This window comes from Gemmatimonadota bacterium (genome assembly GCA_016714015.1).
In the GTDB taxonomy this organism is placed as follows: Bacteria; Gemmatimonadota; Gemmatimonadetes; order Gemmatimonadales; family Gemmatimonadaceae; genus Pseudogemmatithrix.
In genome coordinates, this window is sequence record JADJNZ010000004.1 from 52,338 (window position 1) to 73,401 (window position 21,064).

At 70.6% G+C, this 21,064-nt stretch carries 14 protein-coding genes; 5 read left to right on the forward strand and 9 right to left on the reverse strand.

Annotated elements, in window-relative coordinates; translation table 11 throughout:
- Nucleotides 1-106 precede the first annotated feature (106 nt).
- Genes bchE through bchJ form a run of 3 tightly spaced genes read left to right on the forward strand, consistent with a single transcriptional unit; the run spans nucleotide 107 to nucleotide 3,773 of the window.
- The gene (bchE, locus tag IPJ78_07505; GenBank protein MBK7906394.1) at nucleotides 107-1,819 is read left to right on the forward strand and encodes a magnesium-protoporphyrin IX monomethyl ester anaerobic oxidative cyclase; all 1,713 of its coding nucleotides are present in this window, start codon (nucleotides 107-109) and stop codon (nucleotides 1,817-1,819) included.
- Entirely contained in the window at nucleotides 1,813-3,177 is a 1,365-nt protein-coding gene (gene hemN / locus IPJ78_07510; GenBank protein MBK7906395.1) for an oxygen-independent coproporphyrinogen III oxidase, read from the forward strand. The genes bchE and hemN overlap by 7 nt, the downstream gene beginning before the upstream one ends.
- On the forward strand, nucleotides 3,174-3,773 hold the full coding sequence (gene bchJ, locus IPJ78_07515; protein MBK7906396.1) for a bacteriochlorophyll 4-vinyl reductase: 600 nt from the start codon (nucleotides 3,174-3,176) through the stop codon (nucleotides 3,771-3,773). Before hemN ends, bchJ begins: the two co-directional genes overlap by 4 nt.
- A 22-nt stretch (nucleotides 3,774-3,795) precedes the next feature.
- Here bchJ and IPJ78_07520 read toward each other — a convergent pair whose 3' ends face one another.
- Nucleotides 3,796-4,386, reverse strand: coding sequence for a GNAT family N-acetyltransferase (locus IPJ78_07520; protein ID MBK7906397.1), 591 nt, complete (start codon nucleotides 4,384-4,386; stop codon nucleotides 3,796-3,798).
- A 215-nt stretch (nucleotides 4,387-4,601) separates the two neighbouring features.
- Between IPJ78_07520 and IPJ78_07525 the strand changes: the two genes are divergently transcribed.
- Nucleotides 4,602-5,672, forward strand: a complete 1,071-nt coding sequence (locus IPJ78_07525) for a hypothetical protein (GenBank protein MBK7906398.1) — start codon at nucleotides 4,602-4,604, stop codon at nucleotides 5,670-5,672.
- Nucleotides 5,673-5,751: 79 nt separating this feature from the next.
- Here IPJ78_07525 and IPJ78_07530 read toward each other — a convergent pair whose 3' ends face one another.
- The 5 genes from IPJ78_07530 to IPJ78_07550 all read right to left on the reverse strand — a co-directional run bounded on the left by IPJ78_07530 (nucleotide 5,752) and on the right by IPJ78_07550 (nucleotide 16,414).
- Entirely contained in the window at nucleotides 5,752-6,216 is a 465-nt protein-coding gene (locus tag IPJ78_07530; GenBank protein ID MBK7906399.1) for a CBS domain-containing protein, read from the reverse strand.
- 22 nt (nucleotides 6,217-6,238) lie between these two features.
- The gene (locus tag IPJ78_07535; GenBank protein ID MBK7906400.1) at nucleotides 6,239-7,339 is read right to left on the reverse strand and encodes a hypothetical protein; all 1,101 of its coding nucleotides are present in this window, start codon (nucleotides 7,337-7,339) and stop codon (nucleotides 6,239-6,241) included.
- A 184-nt stretch (nucleotides 7,340-7,523) separates the two neighbouring features.
- Nucleotides 7,524-13,727 carry a pre-peptidase C-terminal domain-containing protein gene (locus tag IPJ78_07540; protein MBK7906401.1) on the reverse strand — a complete coding sequence of 2,068 codons (6,204 nt, stop codon included), beginning with the start codon at nucleotides 13,725-13,727 and terminating at the stop codon, nucleotides 7,524-7,526.
- Nucleotides 13,728-13,876: 149 nt separating this feature from the next.
- Nucleotides 13,877-15,607 (reverse strand): fibronectin type III domain-containing protein, encoded by a 1,731-nt coding sequence (locus IPJ78_07545; GenBank protein MBK7906402.1) that lies wholly within the window; start codon nucleotides 15,605-15,607, stop codon nucleotides 13,877-13,879.
- A 150-nt stretch (nucleotides 15,608-15,757) separates the two neighbouring features.
- Nucleotides 15,758-16,414: a fibronectin type III domain-containing protein gene (locus IPJ78_07550; protein ID MBK7906403.1), complete on the reverse strand. Its 657-nt coding sequence runs from the start codon at nucleotides 16,412-16,414 to the stop codon at nucleotides 15,758-15,760.
- A 314-nt stretch (nucleotides 16,415-16,728) separates the two neighbouring features.
- On the opposite strand from IPJ78_07550, the gene IPJ78_07555 reads away from it, so the two are divergent.
- Nucleotides 16,729-16,935: a hypothetical protein gene (locus IPJ78_07555; protein MBK7906404.1), complete on the forward strand. Its 207-nt coding sequence runs from the start codon at nucleotides 16,729-16,731 to the stop codon at nucleotides 16,933-16,935.
- On the opposite strand, the gene IPJ78_07560 is transcribed toward IPJ78_07555, so the two are convergent.
- The 3 genes from IPJ78_07560 to IPJ78_07570 are packed head-to-tail and all read right to left on the reverse strand — an operon-like array spanning nucleotide 16,922 to nucleotide 20,920.
- On the reverse strand, nucleotides 16,922-17,461 hold the full coding sequence (locus IPJ78_07560) for a hypothetical protein (GenBank protein ID MBK7906405.1): 540 nt from the start codon (nucleotides 17,459-17,461) through the stop codon (nucleotides 16,922-16,924). The two genes, IPJ78_07555 and IPJ78_07560, sit on opposite strands and share 14 nt — an antisense overlap.
- 10 nt (nucleotides 17,462-17,471) lie before the next feature.
- Nucleotides 17,472-19,184 carry a hypothetical protein gene (locus IPJ78_07565; protein ID MBK7906406.1) on the reverse strand — a complete coding sequence of 571 codons (1,713 nt, stop codon included), beginning with the start codon at nucleotides 19,182-19,184 and terminating at the stop codon, nucleotides 17,472-17,474.
- Entirely contained in the window at nucleotides 19,184-20,920 is a 1,737-nt protein-coding gene (locus tag IPJ78_07570; protein MBK7906407.1) for a serine/threonine protein kinase, read from the reverse strand. Before IPJ78_07570 ends, IPJ78_07565 begins: the two co-directional genes overlap by 1 nt.
- Nucleotides 20,921-21,064: the final 144 nt, after the last annotated feature.

The window sequence follows — 21,064 nt, forward strand, 5'->3', positions numbered from 1 at the left end:
ATTTAGCGGAGTTCTCCCTACTGCGGATGGGTGTGGGAAGTGACAGGTAAGCCCGTCAGAAATACTGTCACGAAAACCCGACACTCACGCTTTCGGACGCTCCCCCATGCGGATCCTGCTCGTGCACCCCAACTATCACTCGGGCGGTGCGGAGATCGCGGGCAACTGGCCGCCAGCGTGGGTCGCCTACATCAGCGGCGCCCTCAAGAAGGCCGGCTTCACGAGCGTCCGGTTCATCGACGCCATGACCGATCACATCGATGACGCCGGCCTCGAGGCCATCCTCCGCGCCGAGTCGCCGGACGTCATCATGTGCACGGCGATCACGCCGGCGATCTACAAGGCGCAGGAGACCATCAAGCTCGCCAAGCGGATCCACCCGAAGGCCGTCACGGTCCTCGGCGGCATCCACGGCACCTTCAGGTACGGCCAGGTGCTCGGCGAGTGCCCCGAGATCGACTACATCGTGCGCGGCGAGGGCGAGGAGGTCGTCGTCAACCTCGTCACGGCGCTCAGCCAGGGCCGCCTCCCCGCCGAGCGCGAATCGATCCAGGGCATCGCGTTCCTCAAGGACGGCCAGCACGTCGCGACCACGCCGCACCCGCCCATCCAGGACCTCGACTCGCTCACGCCCGACTGGGCGATCCTGAACTGGGACAAGTACATCTACATCCCGCTCAACTGCCGGGTGGCGATCCCCAACTTCGCGCGCGGCTGCCCCTTCACCTGCAGCTTCTGCTCGCAGTGGAAGTTCTGGCGCACCTACCGCACGCGCGACCCGAAGAAGTTCGTCGACGAGATCGAGTACCTCGTGAAGCAGCACAACGTCGGCTTCTTCATCCTCGCCGACGAGGAGCCGACGATCAACCGCAAGAAGTTCGTCGAGCTCTGCAACGAGCTCATCGCGCGGACCCTCGGCATCACCAGGGGCATCAACACGCGCGTGACCGACATCCTGCGCGACGAGGAGCTGCTCCCGCTCTACCGCAAGGCGGGGCTCGTGCACGTCGCCCTCGGCACCGAGGCGGCCGCGCAGCTCAAGCTCGACCGCTTCAACAAGGAGATCAAGGTCGAGCAGTCCAAGAAGGCCATCCAGCTCCTCCGCCAGAACGGCATCGTCACCGAGGCGCAGTTCATCGTCGGGCTCGAGAACGAGACCCCCGAGACGCTCGAGGAGACGTACAACATGGCGCAGGACTGGAAGCCGGACCTCGTCAACTGGAACTGCTACACGCCGTGGCCCTTCTCCGATCTCTTCCAGGATCTCGGTGACAAGGTCGAGGTGCGCGACTACGCCAAGTACGACTTCGTGACGCCGATCATCCAGCCCGACGTGATGACGCGCGACGAGGTGCTGGCCGGCGTGCTCAAGAACTACCGGCGCTTCTACTTCAAGAAGGCGACCGGCGGCTATCTGTGGGACAAGGACCCGTACCGCCGGAAGTACCTGCGCGGCTGCCTCAAGGCCTACCTCAAGAGCGCGCTCGAGCGCCGCTGCTACGACCTCGGCCGCATCAACTACTGGGGCGCCGGCAAGGCCGACTGGCAGTTCGACGAGTCGAAGATCACGTCGAAGGAAGAGCTGGTGCGCCTTCGCACGAAGAAGGAGATCCAGCACATCCACGGGCAGTCCGCGGTCACCTGCAGCACGGCCCAGATGGTCTCGGTGGCCGGACACGAGCTGCCCGCCGACGACTTCATCGCCCCCAAGCGCTCGACGATGCGCCCCAAGCCGGCCGGCGGCACCGCGGTGATGCCCGACGAGAACGACCAGACCGACGCCGTCGCGGCCGCCACGGACGGCATCCGCGCATGCTGACGCTCGACGACGCCCCGCAGGTCCCCGAGGCCCTGCTGGCGAAGTACGACACCGCCGGACCGCGCTACACGAGCTATCCCACGGTCCCCGCCTGGTCGGCCGAGTTCGGCGACCAGGCGTACGCCGGCGCGCTCCGCACGGCCGGGGCCTCGGGGACGCCGCTCGCCGTGTACGCGCACTTCCCCTACTGCGCCGCGAAGTGCTTCTACTGCGGCTGCAACGCGCTCACCACGAGCCGGCCGGAGACGATCGACCGATACCTCGACGACCTCGAGCGCGAGCTCGACCTCGTGGTCGCGCAGCTCGGACGCTTCCACCGCACGGCGCAGATGCACTGGGGCGGGGGCACGCCCAACCTCCTCGACGACCGGCAGCTCGCGCGGGCGTTCCAGCTGTTCGTGGACCGCTTCCGGTTCACCAACGATGTCGAGCTCAGCGTGGAGGCGGATCCGCGGCTCGTGAGCCCGGAGCAGCTCCGCACCCTCCGGTCGCTCGGCTTCTCGCGCATCAGCTTCGGCGTGCAGGATCTCGATCGCGGGGTGCAGGAGGCGATCGGCCGTTTGCAGTCGCCGGCCCTCGTGCGCGACGTCTGCGATTCCGCGCGCACCGCGGGATTCGAGGGATTGAACATCGACCTCATCTACGGCTTGCCGCGCCAGACGGCGGAGACCTTCACGCGCACGATCGAGCAGGCCCTCGCGCTCGGCCCGGACCGCGTGGCCTGTTTCGGCTACGCGCACCTGCCGACGCAGCGCGCGCACCAGCGCGTGATCGACGAGGCCGACCTCCCCGACGGGGCGATGCGCGCCTCGGTCTTCCAGCTTGCGGTGAACGCGTTCACGAGTGCGGGCTACGCCTGGATCGGCCTCGACCATTTCGCCAAGGCGGACGATCCGCTCGCCGTCGCCCAGCGCGAGGGGCGGCTGCATCGCAACTTCATGGGGTACACGACCATGCCCGCTGCGCACCTCGTGGGCGTGGGGATGAGCGCCATCTCCGATGCGGGCGGGTGCTTCGCGCAGAACGAGGCCAAGCTCGGACCCTGGCGCGAGCGGATCGATGCCGGTCGGCTCGCGACGGTGCGTGGGCACACCCTCAGTGCGGACGACCGGGCACGCCAAGCGGCGATCCTGCACCTCATGTGCAACCTGGAGTTGCCCTACGCGGCGGTGCCGCCGGGCGTGGACGACCTCCGGCAGCGTTTCGCACCGTTCGTGGAGGACGGGCTCGTGGAGTTCGGCGAGGACCGGCTCTCGGTGACACCGATGGGGCGGTTCTTCATCCGGAACATGGCGATGGAGCTCGATGCGTACCTGCCCGCGCAGGCGGGGCAGGGGCGCTTCTCGAGGACGGTGTGAGCCACGCCGTCGCGGGGCGCATCGGCCCCAACGCGATCATCCAGACGGCGGCGGCGTTGCGTGCGCGCGTGGGCGACTCCCGCGCGCGCACGCTCGTGCACGGGGCGACCGGCCGCGCGCTCGAGGCGATGCCCGCGGAGATGGTGGACGAGGCCGAGGTGAACCAGCTGGTGCACGCGTTGCGGCACGACCTCGACCCGGCGCTCTTCGAGGCCGTGCTGCGCGGCGCGGGGGCCCGGACGGCGGCCTACCTGATGACGCACCGGATCCCGCGTCCCGTGCAGTGGCTCATGCGCGTGCTGCCGGCCCCCCTCGCGCTCCGCGTGCTCCTCGCGGGGATCATGCGCCACACCTGGACCTTCGCCGGGACGGCCGCGGTGACGCTCGAGCGGCGGCCGGGGGAGCCGTTGCGGCTGGTCATGCGCCACTGCCCGATGTGTCGCGACCTGCGCGCCTCGACGCCCGCCTGCCACTTCTACGCCGGCACGCTCGGCACGCTGCTCGCGCGGCTCGTCACGCCTCGGGCGGAGGTCGTCGAGGTGGCCTGCGAGGCGACGGGGGCTCCGGCCTGCGAGTTCGCGCTGCGCCTCGACTGAACGGCGCGCGGCAGGACGGACGCTAGCCGTTCCGCTCCATCCGCGAGAGCAGGTGGCGGCGGATGTCCGGATACTCGGTGCGCAGGATGCTGTACATCACCGTGTCGCGCACGGTGCCGTCCCGGCGGCGCATGTGATGGCGGATCACGCCGTCGCGGTTCGCCCCGAGGGCCTCGATGGCGCGCTGCGACCGCGTGTTGAAGCGGTCGGTGCGGAGCCCGACGACCCCGCAGTCGAGGGCCTCGAAGGCGTGGTCGAGGAGCAGCAACTTGCAGGCGGTGTTCACGTGGCTGCGCTGCCAGCGTGCGGCGTACCACGTGTAGCCGATCTCCACCCGGTCGACCTCGGTGACGATGTCGTGATAGCGGGTGGTGCCCACCATCTCGCCGGAGTCCAGGCGCACGACCCACGGGAGCATGTGGCCGGCCTGCTGTCCCGCCAGCGCCTTCTCGATGTAGCCGAGCGTCTCGTCCGCGGTCGGCACGGTGGTGAACCAGAGTTCCCAGAGGCGCCCGTCGGCGGCGACGGCGCGCAGCTCCTCCACGTGCGCGAGGGAGAGCGGCTCGAGTCGCACGCCGTGGCCGGCGAGGGTCGTCGGGGTGGGGGATCGCATGGGGGAGAATGTACGGCGCCGAGCCGTCTTCCGGGCGGCCGTGTGCGGCAGGTCACCAGGTCCGAGTGACGTCCGGGAGCGATCGCCAGTGCGCGCGCACATTGTGACAGTTCGCCCGGAACGCGGTGACTCGCGCGGCGTACCATCCGTCGATAGCGCGTGCACGAGGGCCGCTGGCTGGCCCGGTTCCAGCGACACCCCACCTGAGGTCCGTCATGCGTCTCGCGTCCTTCCGTCCCTTCCTGCTCCTGACCGCTGTCGCCGTCGCGGCCTGCGAGGGTTCCGGCCCCGCGGCGCTCGACGAGGCTGGCGTCCGCTCCGACCTCAGCGCCGCGACCGCGGCCGTGAGCAGCCCGGCCACGGCGGCGCTCGGCGCACTCGGCCCGCAGATCAGCGCCGCGATCGGCGGCCTGGGCGTGATCGCCGACGTGCCGGCCTCGCTCCTGAGCGACCCGAACGCGGTGATCGCGCGCGAGGAGCTGCGGACGCGCATGCTCAGCCGCGACCGGAGCGTCCTCGCCGACCTGCCGCAGGTCGCGCTCGGCAAGACGTTCGTGTACGACACGCTCGAGGACCGCTACATCATGAGCGAGCGCGCCGGCGCGCCCGCCAACGGCGTGCGCTTCATCCTCTATGCCGTCGATACCGCGTCGGACGACATCCAGCTACCGCTCACCGAGACCGGGTACGCCGATCTCTCGCGCTCCATCACCAACCAGGCGATCGTCGCGCGGGTCGAGGCCTACCTCGGCGTCCAGACGCCCGTGAAGGTGCTCGATTACGCCGCGACCGTCTCCGGCACGATCACCGCGCCGCAGATCGTCGTCGCCGGCTTCGCCAAGAACGCCAGCGACTCGCTCACCTTCTCGCTCACCTCGGCCATCTCGCTGGCGAACTCGACCATCGCGATCGACTGGCGCGCGGCGGTCCCGTCGCGCGGGCTCGCCTCGCGCGTGCAGCAGACGATCACCGGTGGGCAGTTGCCGTCGGTCATGATCAACGGCCTGCTGGAGAGCGGGTCGGGCAACGTCGGCATCAGCGGCACGGTCATGCGCGAGACGGGTGGCACGCTCACGGTCTCGGTGAACAACAAGACCTTCGCGACGATCACGGTCGACTCGTTCGGTGACGAGACGCCGACGATCCTCAACGGCCAGGGCCAGCCGCTGACCGAGCAGCAGGTGGACATGCTCGAGGACATCCTGGACTGGTTCGAGGATGCGTTCGACTTCTATGAGGACCTGCTCGACCCGGTGGAGAACCTGCTCGACATCGCCCTCCCCTAGTCCCGGGCGATCGAGGAAGTGACGGGGGCGGGGCGCGCGATGCGCGGCCCGCCCCCGGTCCGTTCCGCGGCCGCCGGGATCAGGTCAGCGCGGCCCGCTTCGGGAAGACGAACGTCTGGTGCGAGATCCGCTTGTCGGCGACCGCCGACACCAGGTCGACGGTGGACACGATGCCGACGAGCTTCCCCCGTTCGACGATCGGCAGCCGGTGCAGCCGTTCGCGCTTCATCACCTCGGCGGCGAGGGTGACGGGGTCGTCGGGGCTCAAGGAGCGCACCGGCGCGCGGGTCATCGCTTCCTCGACCGTGTGCATCTCGAGGATCCCGTGGTCAGTGCCTCCGCGGGCCTCGCCGGGCTCCTCGGGCAGCGACGCGATGAAGTCGAGCAGGTCGCTCGCGCTCAGCATCCCGACGATCTGCCCGAGCCGAACGACCGGGGCGCCGCCGAGCCGTTCACTGGAGAAGATCTCCGCCGCCTCGCGGATGCTGACGTCCGGTGCGATGGTGAGGACGTCGCGCGTCATGATGTCGCGGAGCTTGAGCATGGGGTCTCCGGAGCGCGCCGTGTCAGCGCATGGTGGGGAGGGGGAAGCGAAGACCGGCGATGACGCCGTCGGCCTCGCTGTCGAACGCGACGCCGGTGAGCGACGGGGCGAGCGCCACGTCGGCCCCCTCGAACAGGGCGCGACGCACGAGGTCCTCGATCTCGTCCGGATGCTGCTTCCACGCGCGCTCGCTGAAGATCAGCTCGGCGAGGGCACCCAGGTCGGCGGCGGCACGGGCGGGCATGAGCCCGATGGCCGCGCGGCCGTGCGCGTGCGCCATCTCACGCAGCTCGGTGACGCGGCGGACGCGGAGTGCGGCATCGAACTCGTGGAGCGCCTGCAGGACGACCGCGGCGGCGGCCCCGTCGCTGAGCGTCATGGTGAGCGCAGGCACGAGCATCGCGCGCCCCTCGAGCTGGTCGGGGAGCTGGTCCCGCAGCTTGGTGCCGGCGTCGGCGGTCCCGCCGATGAGGATCGGCTCCTGCGGCAGCGCGAGCTGGAGGAGGCGCTGCCTCGCCTGGACGAACAGGCGCTCGGTCGCATCGATCCGGTGCCGCTGGTCGGTGTCCGTGCGGGTGCTGCCGCGGGTGCCGTCATGGAATCCGAGGCGCGGCGCGTCGCCCATGTGGGTGCCGACGTCGTGCGAGATCTCGGCCTCGAAGGCCTCGAGGGGTTCGAAGAGGCCGTCCGTCCACCGGTCGATGCGCACGTGCGTCTTGTCGATGCGGACGACGAGTGCGCGCGGCTCGGTCGCCACCCGGAGATAGGGCACGACGCGGGCCCCGGGGCCCCAGGAGACGCTGGTCTCGGTCGCGTCGCGCAGGTGGAGGCAGAAGGCATCGCCGCCGGCGGTCGCGAAGCAGGCCCAGCCGAGGCTCGTGGCGGGGGCGTCCCCGTTGGGGAGTCGGGCGAGGACCTCCGCCGCGCAGCGCTCGAAGGCGTCCTGCTCGTCGGCGGGGGCGGCGGCGAGCGTGCCGCGCACGTCGTTGAGCCCCTGCCGGAGATGCACGCGCCAGTTCCGGCGGGCCGCCGGGTCCGCGGGTGCTGCCTCGATGTAGACGCTGAGGGTGAGCTCGTCGCGGTGTGAGCGGATGAAATCGAGCAGCTCGTCTGGGAAGAACATCGCGCCCTCCTGCCGGGTGGGATCCAGTGGTCGAACGGAATACTGCCCGGTGCGCGACGCGAATCCATAAGTGGAGGCCCTAGGCGATGTGGGGGAACACCCGTAGGCCTTCCGAAGGGTCGGAACGCGAACGGGCGGCGCCGGAAGGCGCCGCCCGTTCGATCCCGCTGATGCGTGGTGCAGGCTATGGATATCCGCGGATCCAGGAGTTCATGGCATAGCTGGTCGTGTTGGTGTACGGCGCCGGCACCACGATCGGAAGCGCCGGTCCGTACGCGAAGGGGGTGTAGATCGTCGGGATGGAACTCGCCAGGTCGGCGGTCCGGGTGATCGTCGTCGCGAAGTTGAACATCAGCCAGTACGTCCCGGCGGGGAGCGCGACGGCGGAGGTCGGGAACTCGACGTTGCCGGTCGTCGACACGGTCCCGGCGACCTGCGTCACGAGCGCGCCAGGGTTGTTGGCGAAGTTGTTGGTGTAGATGCCGATCCGGACCCCGCCCGTGCCGCTCACCACGTTGAAGCCGATGTGAGTGAGGGTGATGGGTTGCGAGACGACGACCTGCTGGCCGAGCATGTAGTTCGCGGCCCAGCTGTTGGTGCCGGCGAAGGCCGTGGGATACCCGTAGCGCGTCGCGAGCGACGTCTTGACCGTCACCCCGTCGAAGGCGTTGAAGCCCCGCACCATCACGAACCAGTCGCCGGCGGCCGGGTTGGGGATGATGCAGGTCTCGGTGTTGCCGGTGATGAACGGACGGCAGTTGAAGGCGGCGAGCGTGGCCGCGAGGCCCTGGCGAACGTACAGGTCGGCGTCGCCGGTGCCCCCGGTGATGGTCACGCGGAGTTCCGGCGTGGCGGCCGGCACGTTGATCACGTAGTGCCGCTGCGCGCTCGCGGTGTCGCTCACGACGGCGGTGGAGCCGCTCGACATCACCGCCGGCATCCAGACGCCCCCGGCCGGCGTGAGTGCCGACTGGGTCGCGCCGCTGATCGCGCGCACTGACCACGAGTAGCTCGCCCCTGCCGCCAGCCCGCTCCAGGTGAAGGTGGTGGTGTTCGCCGGCAACGTCCCGAGGAGCACCGAGGGCACGCAGGCGACGCCGAAGCAGGCGACCACCTGGTAGCCGGTCTCGATGGTGGAGTTGTCGGTCCAGACGAGGTCCACGCGGTTGCGATCGTAGACCTGAACCGACGTCATCGTCGGCACGTTCAGGACGGTGGACAGGTCGGCGCTGGTCGAGCTGCCGGCCGAGAAGCCGATGTTCGACCGGAAGGTGCGGACGCGGATCCGGTGACTCGTGTTCGGCGTCGCGCCGGTCCAGCTGTAGCTCGTGATGTCGGGTCCGAGCACGTCGACGATGCTGAAGTCGGTGCAGCCGACGCCGACGCACTGGTCGATCACGTTGAAGGTCTCGTTGTCGGCGTTGTCGGTCCACGTCAGGTCGATCTGGTTGACGGTGATCGGCGTGGCCGAGACGAGGGTCGGGGTGGCCGGCTGGAGCGTCGTCTCGGTGGCATCGTTGGTGTAGACCGAGGGGCCGACGGCGTTGAACGGCCGCACCCGGTAGGTATAGACGTTGTTCAACGAGACGGCGCCGTCGGCGATCGCCGTCACGTCCGCACTGGTCACGAGGATCTGCTCGAACTCGGTGCAGCCGAGGCCGACGCACCGCTCGACGAGGAAGCCGGCCTCGATCGACGAGTTGTCCGTCCAGGCGAGGTCGATCTGGTTCTGGCTCGCCACGGTCGCGACCAGGCCGGTGGCCGCCTCTGCGAGCGCGGTGGTCGTGGTCGCCGGATCGGACGCGACCGACTCGCCCACCGGGTTGATCGCGGTCACCGCGAACGTGTAGGAGTTGTCGAAGTCGAGGTCGTTGGTCTGGTAGACGTTGACGTTCGCGGCGACGCTGTCGATCGCCGCGAGGTCCACGCACCCGACACCGCGGCACCGGAGGATCCGGAACCCGGTCTCGTTGGTGGCGTTGTCGAGCCAGTCGAGCTGCGCCTGCGTCGCCGACAGCGTGACGGCGTTGAGCTTGGACGGCGCGTCCGGCGTGACGAGGACCGTGGTGAGGGTCGCCGACGTCGCCGACGAGCCGGCCGCGTTGTCCGCGCGGATGCGGTACGAATAGGAGACGCCGCCGTCGAGGCCGGTGTCCTCGTACGTGGTGGTGCCGGCGGTGACCGTGGTGAGTGGCGCGAAGTCGGTGCAGTCGACCTCACGGCACCGCTCGATCACGAACGCGTCCTCGTTGTCCGAGGCGTCCGTCCAGCCGATGGTGATGCGCGTCGCCCCGGTGATCACGATGGCCGAGGCCACCGGGTCGGCCGGGAGCAGGGTCGACCCGGTGGTCGTCGCCGGCGACGACGTGCCGGCCGCGTTCTGCGCCAGCACGCGGTAGCCGTAGAGGTTCCCGACGGTCGCGGTCTCGTCACTGTACGACGTGACGTCCGCTCCGAGGGTCGCCAGCGTCACCGGCGAAGCGCAGGACGGATCCGCGCACCGCTGCACGATGAACGCCAGTTCGTTCGCCGAGTTGTCCGTCCAGCTCAGGTCGATCCGGTTGGCCGAGATCGTCGTCGCGACGAGACCGGTCGGGTCCTGCGGGATGCTCGTGGTCGCGGCCACCTCGGCGGTGTAGCCCGAGGTGCCGGCCGCGTTCACGGCGCGCACGCGGTACGAGTACGACTCGTTCGGCGTGAGCGGTTCGTCGGTGTAGCCCTGTGCGTCCACCGCGAGCGTCGCGACCTCGGTGAACTCCGAGCAGCCGGCGCCCACGCAGCGCTCGACGCGATAGCTCACCTCGTTGTCGGCCGCGTCGACCCAGGTCAGGTCGATGCGCGTCGCGGAGATCGTCGTCGCCACCAGCGTGGTCGGCGTCGCGGGGACGTCGGTATCGACGTCCGCGATGTCGCTGTAGGCCGAGGTGCCAGCGTTGTTCACCGCGCGCACCCGGTAGCGGTAGGTCGTGTTCACGACCGTGGTGAGGTCGCTGTACGACGCGGCGTCGATCCCAAGCGAGGCGAGCTCGGCGAAGGTCGTGCAGCCTGGGCCGTCGCAGCGCTCGACGCGGAGGGAGACCTCGTTGTCGGCGTTCTCGGTCCAGGTGAGGTCGATGCGGCCCGCGGCGATGGTCACCGCGGCGAGCCCGCTCGGGGCCGCCGGCGTGTTGGTGCCCGCCGTCGCGACGTTCGACGCACCGGAGGTGCCCGACGCGTTGTACGCGCGGACCCGGTACCGGTAGGTCGTGCCCGCGGTGAGTCCGCCGTTCTGGAAGCTCGTCGCGTCCGGTGTCTCCACCGAGTCGATCGGGGTGAAGGAGCCGCAGCCCGAGCCGGTGCAGCGCTCGATGACGAAGCCGAGTTCGTCACCGGCGTTGTCGACCCAGGAGAGGTCGATCCGGTCGGCGCTGAAGGTGGTCGCGGTCAGCGTGGTCGGGATGCCCGGGACGACCGTCGCGGACTGGACGATGCCGGTGTACGCCGAGGTGCCGGCGCCGTTCACCGCGCGGATGCGGTAGCGGTAGACCAGCCCGCCGGTGAGGCCGAGATCGCTGTAGGTCGTGGCGTCCGCCGCCGTCGTGCTGACGAGGGCGAAGTCACTGCAGGCGGCGCCGGCGCAGCGCTCCACCTGGAAGCCCTGCTCGTTGTCCGACGCGTCGACCCACTCGAGATCGACGCGGTCGCCTGCGACGGCGGTCGCGCTCGGCCCCGTCGGGGCGGCGGGCAGGATCGTCGTCGCCGTCGCGGTGTTGCTGTAGCCGGAGCTGCCTTCATTGAAAGCGCGCACGCGGAAGGTGAACGAGGTCGCCTCGGCGATCGGCGTGTCGCTGAACGTGGTCGCGTCGGCGGCGAGCGTCGCGACGACCGCGAAGTCGGCGCACCCCGGGCCGGCGCACCGCTCGACGCGGTAGCCGGTCTCGTCGGTGCCGTTGTCGGTCCACGCGAGGTCGATCCGCGTGGTGGACTGCGCGCCGGCCGTCAGGCCGCTCGGGTCGAGCGGGACGTTCGTGTTCTCCTCGACGATGTCGGAGTAGGCCGAGTTGGCGACGCCGTTGTAGGAGCGGACGCGGTACCGGTAGGTGGTGCCGAAGGCGAGCGTGGAGTCGGCGTGGCCGGTCGCGTTGGCCGCGACGGTCGCGACCTCGACGAAGTCGGCGCAGCCGGTGCCGGTGCAGCGCTCGATGCGGAAGCCGGTCTCGTTGGAGGCGGCGTCGGTCCACGTGAGGTCGATCCGGTCGCCCAGCACGGTCGTCGACGCGAGCGCGGTCGGCGGGGCGGGGGCGAAGGTGTTCGGGCTCACGATGGCCGTGTAGGCCGAGAAGCCCGCGCTGTTCGCGGCGCGCAGCCGGTAGCGGTAGAAGGTGTTGCTGACGAGACCGCCATCGGCGTAGGACGTGACGTCCTGCGCGATCGTCGCGATCTGCACGAACGCGGCGCATCCGGCGCCGGCGCAGCGCTCGAGACGATAGGTGAGCTCGTTGTTCGCGTTGTCCGTCCAGTCGAGCGTGATCTCGTTCGGCGCCGTGACGGTCGCGGCGAGATCGCTCGGATTCGCCGGCAGGAGCGTGCTCGCGTCGACCGGCCCGTCGGTGCCCGACGTGCCGGCGAGGTTGAACGCCGTGACCCGGTAGCGGTAGGTCTGGCCGACGACGGTGGTGAGGTCGCTGTGGCCGGCGATGTCGCTGCCCGTGGTGACGAGGAGCGCGAAGTCCGTGCAGCCATCGCCGGTGCACCGCTCGACCGTGTATCCCAACTCGTTGGAGGCGTTGTCAGCCCAGCCGAGGTCCACCTGTGTGGCGGAGACCGTCGTGGCGGCGAGGCCGGTCGGCGCGCTCGGACGGACCGTGTTCGCCGACGCCGGGCCCGTGTACGGCGACTCACCGACCAGGTTCACCGCGCGCACGCGGTAGTGGTACGTCTCGTCGAGGGTCGTCGCCGAATCGACGTGCGCGGTGGTGTTCGCCGGCAGGGTCACGAGGAGCGCGAAGTCGGCGCATCCCGTCCCCGTGCACCGCTCGAGCTGGTACGAGACCTCGTTGGTCGCGTCGTCCGACCACCCGATCGTGATGCGGTTCGCCTGGGTGTTGGCCGCGGCGAACGCCGTCGGCGCGGCCGGGATGGTGACCGAGGCGGTGGCCGTGTTCGTGTAGCGCGACGTGCCGTTGTCGTTCACGGCGCGCACGCGGTAGGTGGCGATGTCGTTCAGGGCGAGCGTCGCATCGACATAGGTGTCGACGTTCGCGCCGACGGCGGCGATGTCGGTGAAGTCGCCGTCGAGGCAGCTCGCCGCGTTGCACCGCTGGATGACGTAGGAGGTCTCGTTGTCCGCGTTGTCGGTCCAGACGAGGCTGATCGACGAGGTCGAGGCCGCGGTCGCGACGAGCGCGGTCGGGTCGGCCGGGACGTTGGTCGTCGCGTCGACGATCGTCGTGTACGCCGAGCCGCCGACGCCGTTGATGGCCCGCACGCGATAACGGAAGGCGAGGTTGGGCGTGAGCCCCGCGTCGCTGTAGGACGCGGTGTTCGGCGCCAGACTGTCGATGCGCGCGAAGTCGGTGCAGCTCGCGCCGGTGCAGCGCTCGAGCTCGTAGCCGTCCTCGTTCGTCGCGTTGTCGTCCCAGGTCAGGTCGATGCGCGTGGAGGAGAAGGTGACCGCGACGAGGTTGGTCGGGTCGGCGGGGAGCAGCGTGCTGACCTCGACCTCGTTCGACGGCGTCGAGCTGCCGATGGCGTTGCGCGCGAACACGCGGTACCGGTAGGTGGCGCCCGCGCTGACCGTCGCGTCGTTGTAGTTCGACGTGCCGCTGGCGACCGAGTCGATCGCGGCGAACGCGCCGCAGCCCGCGCCCGTGCACCGCTCGATCACGAACCGCGTCTCGTTGTCGGACACGTCGGTCCACGCGATGTCGACCGACGTCGTCCCGTTCGGGGTCGCCGTCACGCCCGACGGGGCCACCGGGATGGTCGTCGTCACCGACGCGACGTTCGAGTAGCCCGAGTTCCCGGCGCCGTTGAAGGCGCGGATGCGGTACCGGTTGACCGCGCCGGCGGAGGCCCCGGTGTGGAGGAACGCCACCGTCGCATCCGCGACGTTGGCGACCTCGACGAAGTCGAGGCACCCGTCGCCGACACAGTGCTCGATCAGGAAGCCGATCTCGTCGGTCGAGTTGTCCGTCCAGGTGAGGCCGACCTCGGTCGTGCTCTGCGGCCGAGGCCGCCAGGCCGGTCGGGATCGCCGGGCAGGTTGGTCGAGGCCGCCGCGATGCTCGGTGTAGGCCGAGGCGCCCGCGCGCATTGAACGCGCGACGCGATACCGGTACCTCAGGGAGGCGGTGAGCCCTTCGTTGATGTAGCCGTTGATGTCGGTCGCGGTCGAATCGACGACCACGAAGTCGACGCAGGCGCCACCCCGGCGCAGCGCTCGACGTAGAACCCGAGCTCATCGACGGCGTTGTCGGTCCAGGTGAGGTCGATCCGCGTGTCCGACTGCGTGTCGCGACCAGGCCGTCGGCGCGGCGGAGGACCTCGGTCGTGACCTCAGCGCTGCGCGACGGCGCCGAACGGCCGGAGATGTTGCGAGCGCGGACCTGATACGTGTAGCTGTTCCCCGCCGACACGGTGAGGTCGGAGAGGGCGGTCTGCCCGAGCGAGGTCGAGTCGAGGTCCGCGAAGGTCACGCAGCCGCGCCGGGCACCGCTCGACCACGAAGCCGTTCGCGTCGAGCGCGTTGTCGGCCCACGTGAGATCGATCCGGCCGGCCGAGACCACGGTCGCGGCGAGCGCGCTCGGCGCCACCGGCAGGATCGTGCCCGCGGTCGCATCGTTGCTGTCGCCCGACGGTCCGGCGTTGTTCACGGCGCGGATGCGGTAGGTGTAGCTCAGGTCGAGAGGGGCCGAGAGGTCCTGATACGACGTGACGTTCGCGGGCGGGGTCGCGAGCTGGGTGAACGTCGAGCATCCGGCGCCCGAGCAGCGCTCGATGACGAATCCCGACTCGTTGTCGGCCGCGTCGGTCCAGTTCAGGTCGATCCGCGTCCCGCTCACGGTGATCGCATTCAGCCCGGTCGGCGCGGTCGGCGGCCGCGTGCTGGTCGCCACGACAGACGAGAAGGCCGAGGAGCCGACCACGTTGAAGGCCCGGACGCGGTACCGGTAGTCGAGCCCCGGCGCCACGTCGGTGTCCTGATAGCTGATCACGCCGGCGGCGAGGGCCGCGCCGACCGCCGCGAAGTTCACGCAGCCGGCGCCCTCGCAGCGTTCGAGCACGAAGCCTTGCTCGTCGCTCGACGCGTCCGTCCAGGCGAGGTCGATGCGCGAGTCGCTGAAGAGCGTCGCGCTGAGGCCGGTGGGCGCCGACGGGACGGCGGTGGTCGCCGTCGCGGTGTTCGATGCCGCCGACGCACCGACGGCATTGATGGCGAGCACGCGATACGAGTACGAGAGCCCGGCGGTGACGCCGGTGTTCTGGTACGTCACCACGCCGGCCGCGACGGTGGCGAGGGTGGTGAAGTTCGAGCAGCCCACACCCGTGCAGCGCTCGATGCGGAAGTCCGTCTCGTTGTCCGACTGATCCGTCCACGCGAGGTCGATCCTGGGTGCCCGCAACGATCGTCGCGCCGTCAGCGCGGTCGGCGCCGTCGCGGCGCGGGTGCTCGCCGCGGCCGTGTTGGACGCGCCCGAGTTGCCCACCGCGTTGCGCGCGCGGATGCGGTACTGGTAGTCATTGCCCGCCGTGACGCCGACGTCACTGTAGCTCGGCGTGCCGGCCGCGGCGCTCCCCACCTCGACGAAGGTGGAGCAGCCGGCGCCCGCGCAGCGCTCGATGCGGAACGACGACTCGTTGTCCGACGCATCCGTCCAGGTCAGGTTCACCTGCGTGCCGGAGACCGTCGCGGCCGCGAGGCCGCTGGGCGCGTTCGGGAGGATGAGCGACGCCAGCACGGGGCCCGCTTCGGCCGAGTTGCCGGCGACGCCGGTGGCGCGGACGCGGTACCGGTACGAGCTGTCGACCACGACGGTGTGGTCGCTGTAGGCGGTCGCGGCCGCCGCGACCGTCGCGAGGGCCGAGAAGACGGCGCAATTGGTGCCCACGCAGCGCTCGATCGCGAAGCCCGTCTCCGCGGCCGTCGTGTCGGACCAGCTGAGGTCGACGCGGGTCGCCGAGACGACCGATGCGGCGAAGCTGGCCGGGACGCCGGGGCTCCGGGTGTTCGCGAGCGCCGAATTGGACGGGCTCGCCGAGTTGCCGGCGAGGTTCGCGGCGAACACGCGGTACGTGTAGAACGTCTGTCGACCGTGGTCGGGTCGGTGAACGTGGTCACCACGTCGGTCGGGACCGGTCGAGGATCACGGTGAACGTCGAGCAGCCCCGGTGGCGCAGCACGCTGGACGCTGAAGCCGGTCTCGTTGGCGGCGTTGTCATGCCAGCCGAGATCGATCTGCGTCGCCGAGGTGGTCGCGACGAGGGCGCTCGGCGCCGCCGGACGGATCGTGTTGGCCGTCGCCGTCGCGGAGTAGGCGGACGGGGCGACGTTGTTGGTCGCGCGGACGCGGTAGGTGTACGTGCCGTCGACGGCGAGGCCGGTGTTCTGGTACGCCTGGGTCACGCCCGCCGCGACGCTGGCGACCGACGAAGTCGCGATCGGTGCCGCAGACGCCATGCCGCAGCGCTCGACGTCGAAGCCGGTCTCGTTGTTCGGTCGCGTCGGTCCACGTCAGGTCGATCTGCGTGCCCGAGATCGTCGTCGCGCTGAGCCGCTCTGGCGCGGCCGGGCCGCCGAGCACGACGCTCACCGGGCCGATGAAGGCGGAGATGCCGACGCTGTTGCGCGCGCGGACGCGGTAGCGGTAGGTCGCCGCCGCGGTGCGGCCCTGGCGTCGTTGAAGCTCATGACGTTCGCGGCCCTGGAGTCGATGATCGGGGAAGGCGGTGCAGCCGGCCCTCGCGCAGCGCTCGATGATGAACGCCGACTCGTTGTCGGCGTTGTCGGACCAGCGGAGCGTCGCCGACGTGGCCGAGGTCGCGACCGCGGTCAGCGCGCTCGGCGCGGCCGGCAAGCGGCGGATCGCGATCATCAGATCGTAGTGGCCGACCGGCTATTGCCCCGGCCCACGCGCACCTTGTACGTTCTCGGTCGCCGGCGCCACGCTCGAGTCGCGCGAGTCGGTGTTCGGGCCGGAGATGTTGTCGTTGGTCGGCGCCCACCTGCGTCGTGCCGTCGTTCCGGAAGAGCGAGACGATCGTGTTGAGCGGCGACGCAGGCGTGAGGCGCGCCGCGCGCGTCTCGACGACGATCGTGTCACCGGCCGCGCGCGTCGACAGACATACCACCCGTCGCGGAGCCCGGGCGTGATGTTCCGGCCGAAGATCGTGTCGGGCACGACGAGCCGTGACGACGCGCCGCTCGGGCGTCGCCGACGCCGCTGCCGCCGGCGAGGCCGGGACGGTGAAGTTGTGCGAGTGCTCCACGCGACCAGGGGCGTTGGTGACCGGGAGCGTCGGGCGGGCGCGCAGGAACCACGTGCCCGTGTCGGTGATCGTGACCGGGACCGTCGTACCGCCGGCCGCGGACGTGAACGTGATCACGCCCTGGTGAACCCGGCGTTGTCGGCGACCTCGAACTGCCAGCCGGTCGCGAGCGCGAAGCTCGTCCCGAGCGTGACGGTTCGCGAGAAGTCGGTGGTGTCGGAGAGCGTGAAGGTCGGGACGGTCGGGACGACCGGGGCCACCTGGATCACGACCGGCGTGGTGCCGCCGGCGGTCACGGTGATCGCGCTGGTGGAGCGCGCGTAATGCTGGATCGCGCCGCCGACGGTGCCTTCGAGCGTGAGCGTGTACGAGCCGGGGTCGATCGCGTCGAGCGTGCCGGTCCAGTTGCCGGTCGGCGTCGTCGGCGGCGTGAGATTCTCGGTCGTGACGATCGACGACGACCCCGAGAGGGTGAGCGTCGCGCGCATGCCGTCGAGCGCGACGAGCTTCGCCGTGCTCTTGGTGTCGGTCACGAGCGCGAAGCGCGGGACGATGCGGCCCTTGGTGGGCAGCTTGGTCGGCGCGTCGCAGGAGGCGAGCAGGCTCGCTCCGAGGAGGAGCGGGAGGGCGAGAACCCGAGGGGTCAGGCGCATGGGTCGCATATCAGGGGTTCGGGACCGAGATGTTGATCGAGCCTGTCGTCGCGGCGGGCGTACCGCCGCCGCCGCCGCCCAGGGCCGCGGCCGCTCCGGCCGCACCCCCGATGACGGCGATCCACACCCACTTCTTGCTCTTCTTCGGCGCGGCCTGCGGCTGTGCGGGGCCCTGCGCGACCGCCGTGCGGAGCGGCACCGCCACGCGGATCGTCTCGCCGGGGCGAATGACGATCTCCTGCGTGCGGCTCTGCAACCCGGGCGCGCTGGTCTCCAGTCGATAGCGACCCATCGGGCCGCTGAAGTTGTACGGCGCCGGCCCGGTCGCGCCGGCGGTCACCTCGGTCCAGTGCCAGCGCTCGAGACCGGTGAGCTTCACCGTCGCGCCCGGCACGTCGGTCGCCACGGTCACGCCGCCGTAGAGGTGGCTCTCACGGCGGCCGACCTCCGCGAGCGCGAGGGTCTGCTGGGCGGTGATCGCCTGCCGGGCCTGCGCGAGCAGGGCGGAGGCGTTGGGTGCCGGGATGGCGCCCGCGCCGGCGGTCCACACGCCGGCGAGTCGGCCGAGGTAGTCGACCACGGGCGCGCCGTTCACGCCCTGCGCGATGGTGGTGCTGAGCCGCAGCGCGCCGAGGGGCCGCTGCGCCCACTCGTCGATGTTGGCGCGGGTGTCGGCGACCGTCGCGCACTGCGCGAGCGTGATCGCCCACGCCGACTGCCCGTCGATGATCTGCGTCGCGAGCGCCACCGAGTCGGTGCGCGCCGCGGGGAGGACCACCACGGCGAGATTCGCGCTCGCATCATACGCGGCGACGCGCAGCTCGCCGGTGACGGGCTGGCCGTTGATGCGGACCGTGAGCGCGTCGGCGCCGCGGATGGCGGTGTAGCTCGTGAGGAGCACGCGGCTGCCGGCGACGACGCCCGCGGCGCAGGCCGGGGCGGGCGTGCCGAAGCGCGAGACGGAGAGCGCCGCGGTGCTGCGATAGGCGTTCTGGCGGGCCGCGTCGGTGATGGTCGCCGAGATGACCGCCGACGAGGTGAGCTGGAACGCGAAGGTGAGCGTGGCCCCCGGCAGGACCTCGCGCGTGATGCGCGCGGGAAGGAAGCCGGTCGCGGTGACCTCGATCTCGTAGCTGCCCGGCGGGAGCGCGAGCCCCGCGCCCGCGACGAGCTGTCCGACGGGCGTGCCGCGCGCGCCACCGGGTGTGGTCGCGGCATTGGAGACGGTGACGCGGATCGCCGCCGACATCGGCGACGGGTCGAGGCGAAGCGTCCCCTGCGTGGCCGTGCTGGTGCGGCCCGGCCAGGTCCAGGTCATGCGCGTGAGGTCGTCCGAGTCGGTGCGCACCGAGGCGTAGGCGCGCGCATCGCGCAGCACCGACACGACGCCCGCGAGATAGTTCACGGAGTCGATGCGCATCGTGGGGTTGAGGCGCATGCCCCAGCGGGCCCAGGTGCGCGCGTCGGGCTCGTTGCCGTTCTCGACGAGCACCTGCGCGAGCAGGTGGAGCGCGCGCACCCAGGTGGTGTCGGCGCCGCCGAGGGAGGGGTCGAGTGCCGCGCGCGCGAGTTGCAGCGCGCGGTCGGGTTCGACGTTCTCGTAGGCGGCGGCCGCCTGCGTCACGAGGGTGGCCCGGCTGGTGGGCTGGGCGGGCGCGTTCTGCGCGGAGAGGGCGAGCGGCGCGAGGAGCAGGAGCGCGGCCACCGCGTGTATGCGACGCATCATGGATTGGGCACCAGGGTGATTCGGACCACGGGATTGTCACCGGCCTTCACGTCGACGGTCTGCGTGACCGTCTGATAGCCGTCCTTCTTCACGACGATGATGTGATCGCCCGGCGCGAGGTCGATCGACCAGCTCTTCTTCTCGCCGTACGAGGTGCGGTCGATCTCGAAGGTCGCGGGGAAGTTCACCGTGAGGCGGAGCTTCCCCATCTCGACCGCGGCCGGCGCGGGCGCAGGCGCGGGCGCGGGCGTGCTCGGCGCGGGGGCGTTCTGCACCGGCGTGGTCTGCTGTTGTGCGGGCGTGCGGACCGGCGCCTTGGTGCCCCCCGTGGGCGCCTTCGTGCCGGTGTTCGTGCCCGTGCTGGCGGGCGGACGCGTGACCGGCGCCTTGGTGTCCTCGGGCGGCTTCGCGGCGGCCGCCGCAGCGTTCGCGGCTGCGACGATCGCCGCGGTGTCGACCGTCTGAGGCGTGGGCGTGACCGGCGCGGGGGTGATGGGAGCCGGCGCCGGCGGCGTGGCCGCCAGCGTGGACGGATTCGTCGCGGGCGAGTCGCCGCCCTTCGTCGCGAAGTACGCCGCGGCGGCACCACCGCCGAGCACGACGACCGCGATCGCGGCGAACAGTCCCGCCTTCGACTTCGGCGCCGGGGCCGGCGCGGACACGGCCTTCGCGGACGCGACGACCGTCTTGTCCGCCGGCTTGGTCTGTCCCCTCGGGACGACCGTCTTGTTCCGACCGCTGCTCGCGGCGGAGGCGTTCGTGCCGCTCCCGGCGCCGGTGCGCAGGCGCTTCGCGTCGTCGGCGTTCATCACGACCGTGACGCCGCTCGCGCGTGCCGGCTCCTTCGGCACGAAATCGGGGTCCTTCATCGCCTGGATGAAGTCGTGCACCGAGAGGAACCGCTCGCTGCCGTCCTTGGAGAGCGCTCGCGCGACCGCCGTCGAGACGTGCGGCGGCAGGTCGGGCATCTCCTCGCCGAGGACCGGCGCCGGGAACATGCAGTGCTTGTGCAGGATGTCGATCGCCGACTCGCCGTCGAACGGCACATGCCCGGCGAGCATCCGGTACGCCATCACCGCGACCGAGTACTGGTCGCTGGCACCGGAGACGGTCTTGCCCATGCCCTGCTCGGGGCTCATGAAGTAGGGCGTGCCGATCACCGAGTCCGTGGCGGTGAGCTTGCCCTCGGAGAGCGCCTTCGCGATCCCGAAGTCGGTCACGATGACGCGATTCCGGTTGTCGAGCATCACGTTCGCGGGCTTGATGTCGCGATGGATGACCTTGTGTTCGTGTGCGTAATCGAGCGCGTCGGCCACCTGCTCGAGGATCTCGATCGACTCGTCGAGCGACATGGCGCCGCGTTCCTTCAGCAGGTCCTCGAGCGACTTGCCCTCGAGGAACTTCATCGCGTACCAGAAGAGCTTGCCGCCGTCGCCGATGCGGTAGATCGGGATGATGTTCGGATGGTCGAGCGCTGCCGCGGTGCGCGCCTCGCGCTTGAAGCGCTCGACGCCGTGGCCGAACGTGAGCTCGGGCGGCAGCACCTTCAGCGCGACCTTGCGAGCGAGCCCGGTCTCCTCGGCCAGGTACACGACGGCCATGCCGCCGCGGCCGAGCATGTGCTTCACGGTGTAGACACCCTTGGTGTCCTCGCGGAGCAGCCGCTCCATGTGCAGGAACGAGCTCTGGTCCATCGCCGCGGTCGCCGCGGCCTGCCCCTCCGCGTCGGACACGAGGGAGCCGCAACTGTGGCAGAAACGGGCTTCGTCAGCGACGGGCGTGCTGCAATGCGCGCAGATCATTCCGCTCAGGTCTCTCTAAGGTTGTGGTCCGGCAACCGCCTAATCTTCGCCAACAGGTGAACCTTGGCAATACAG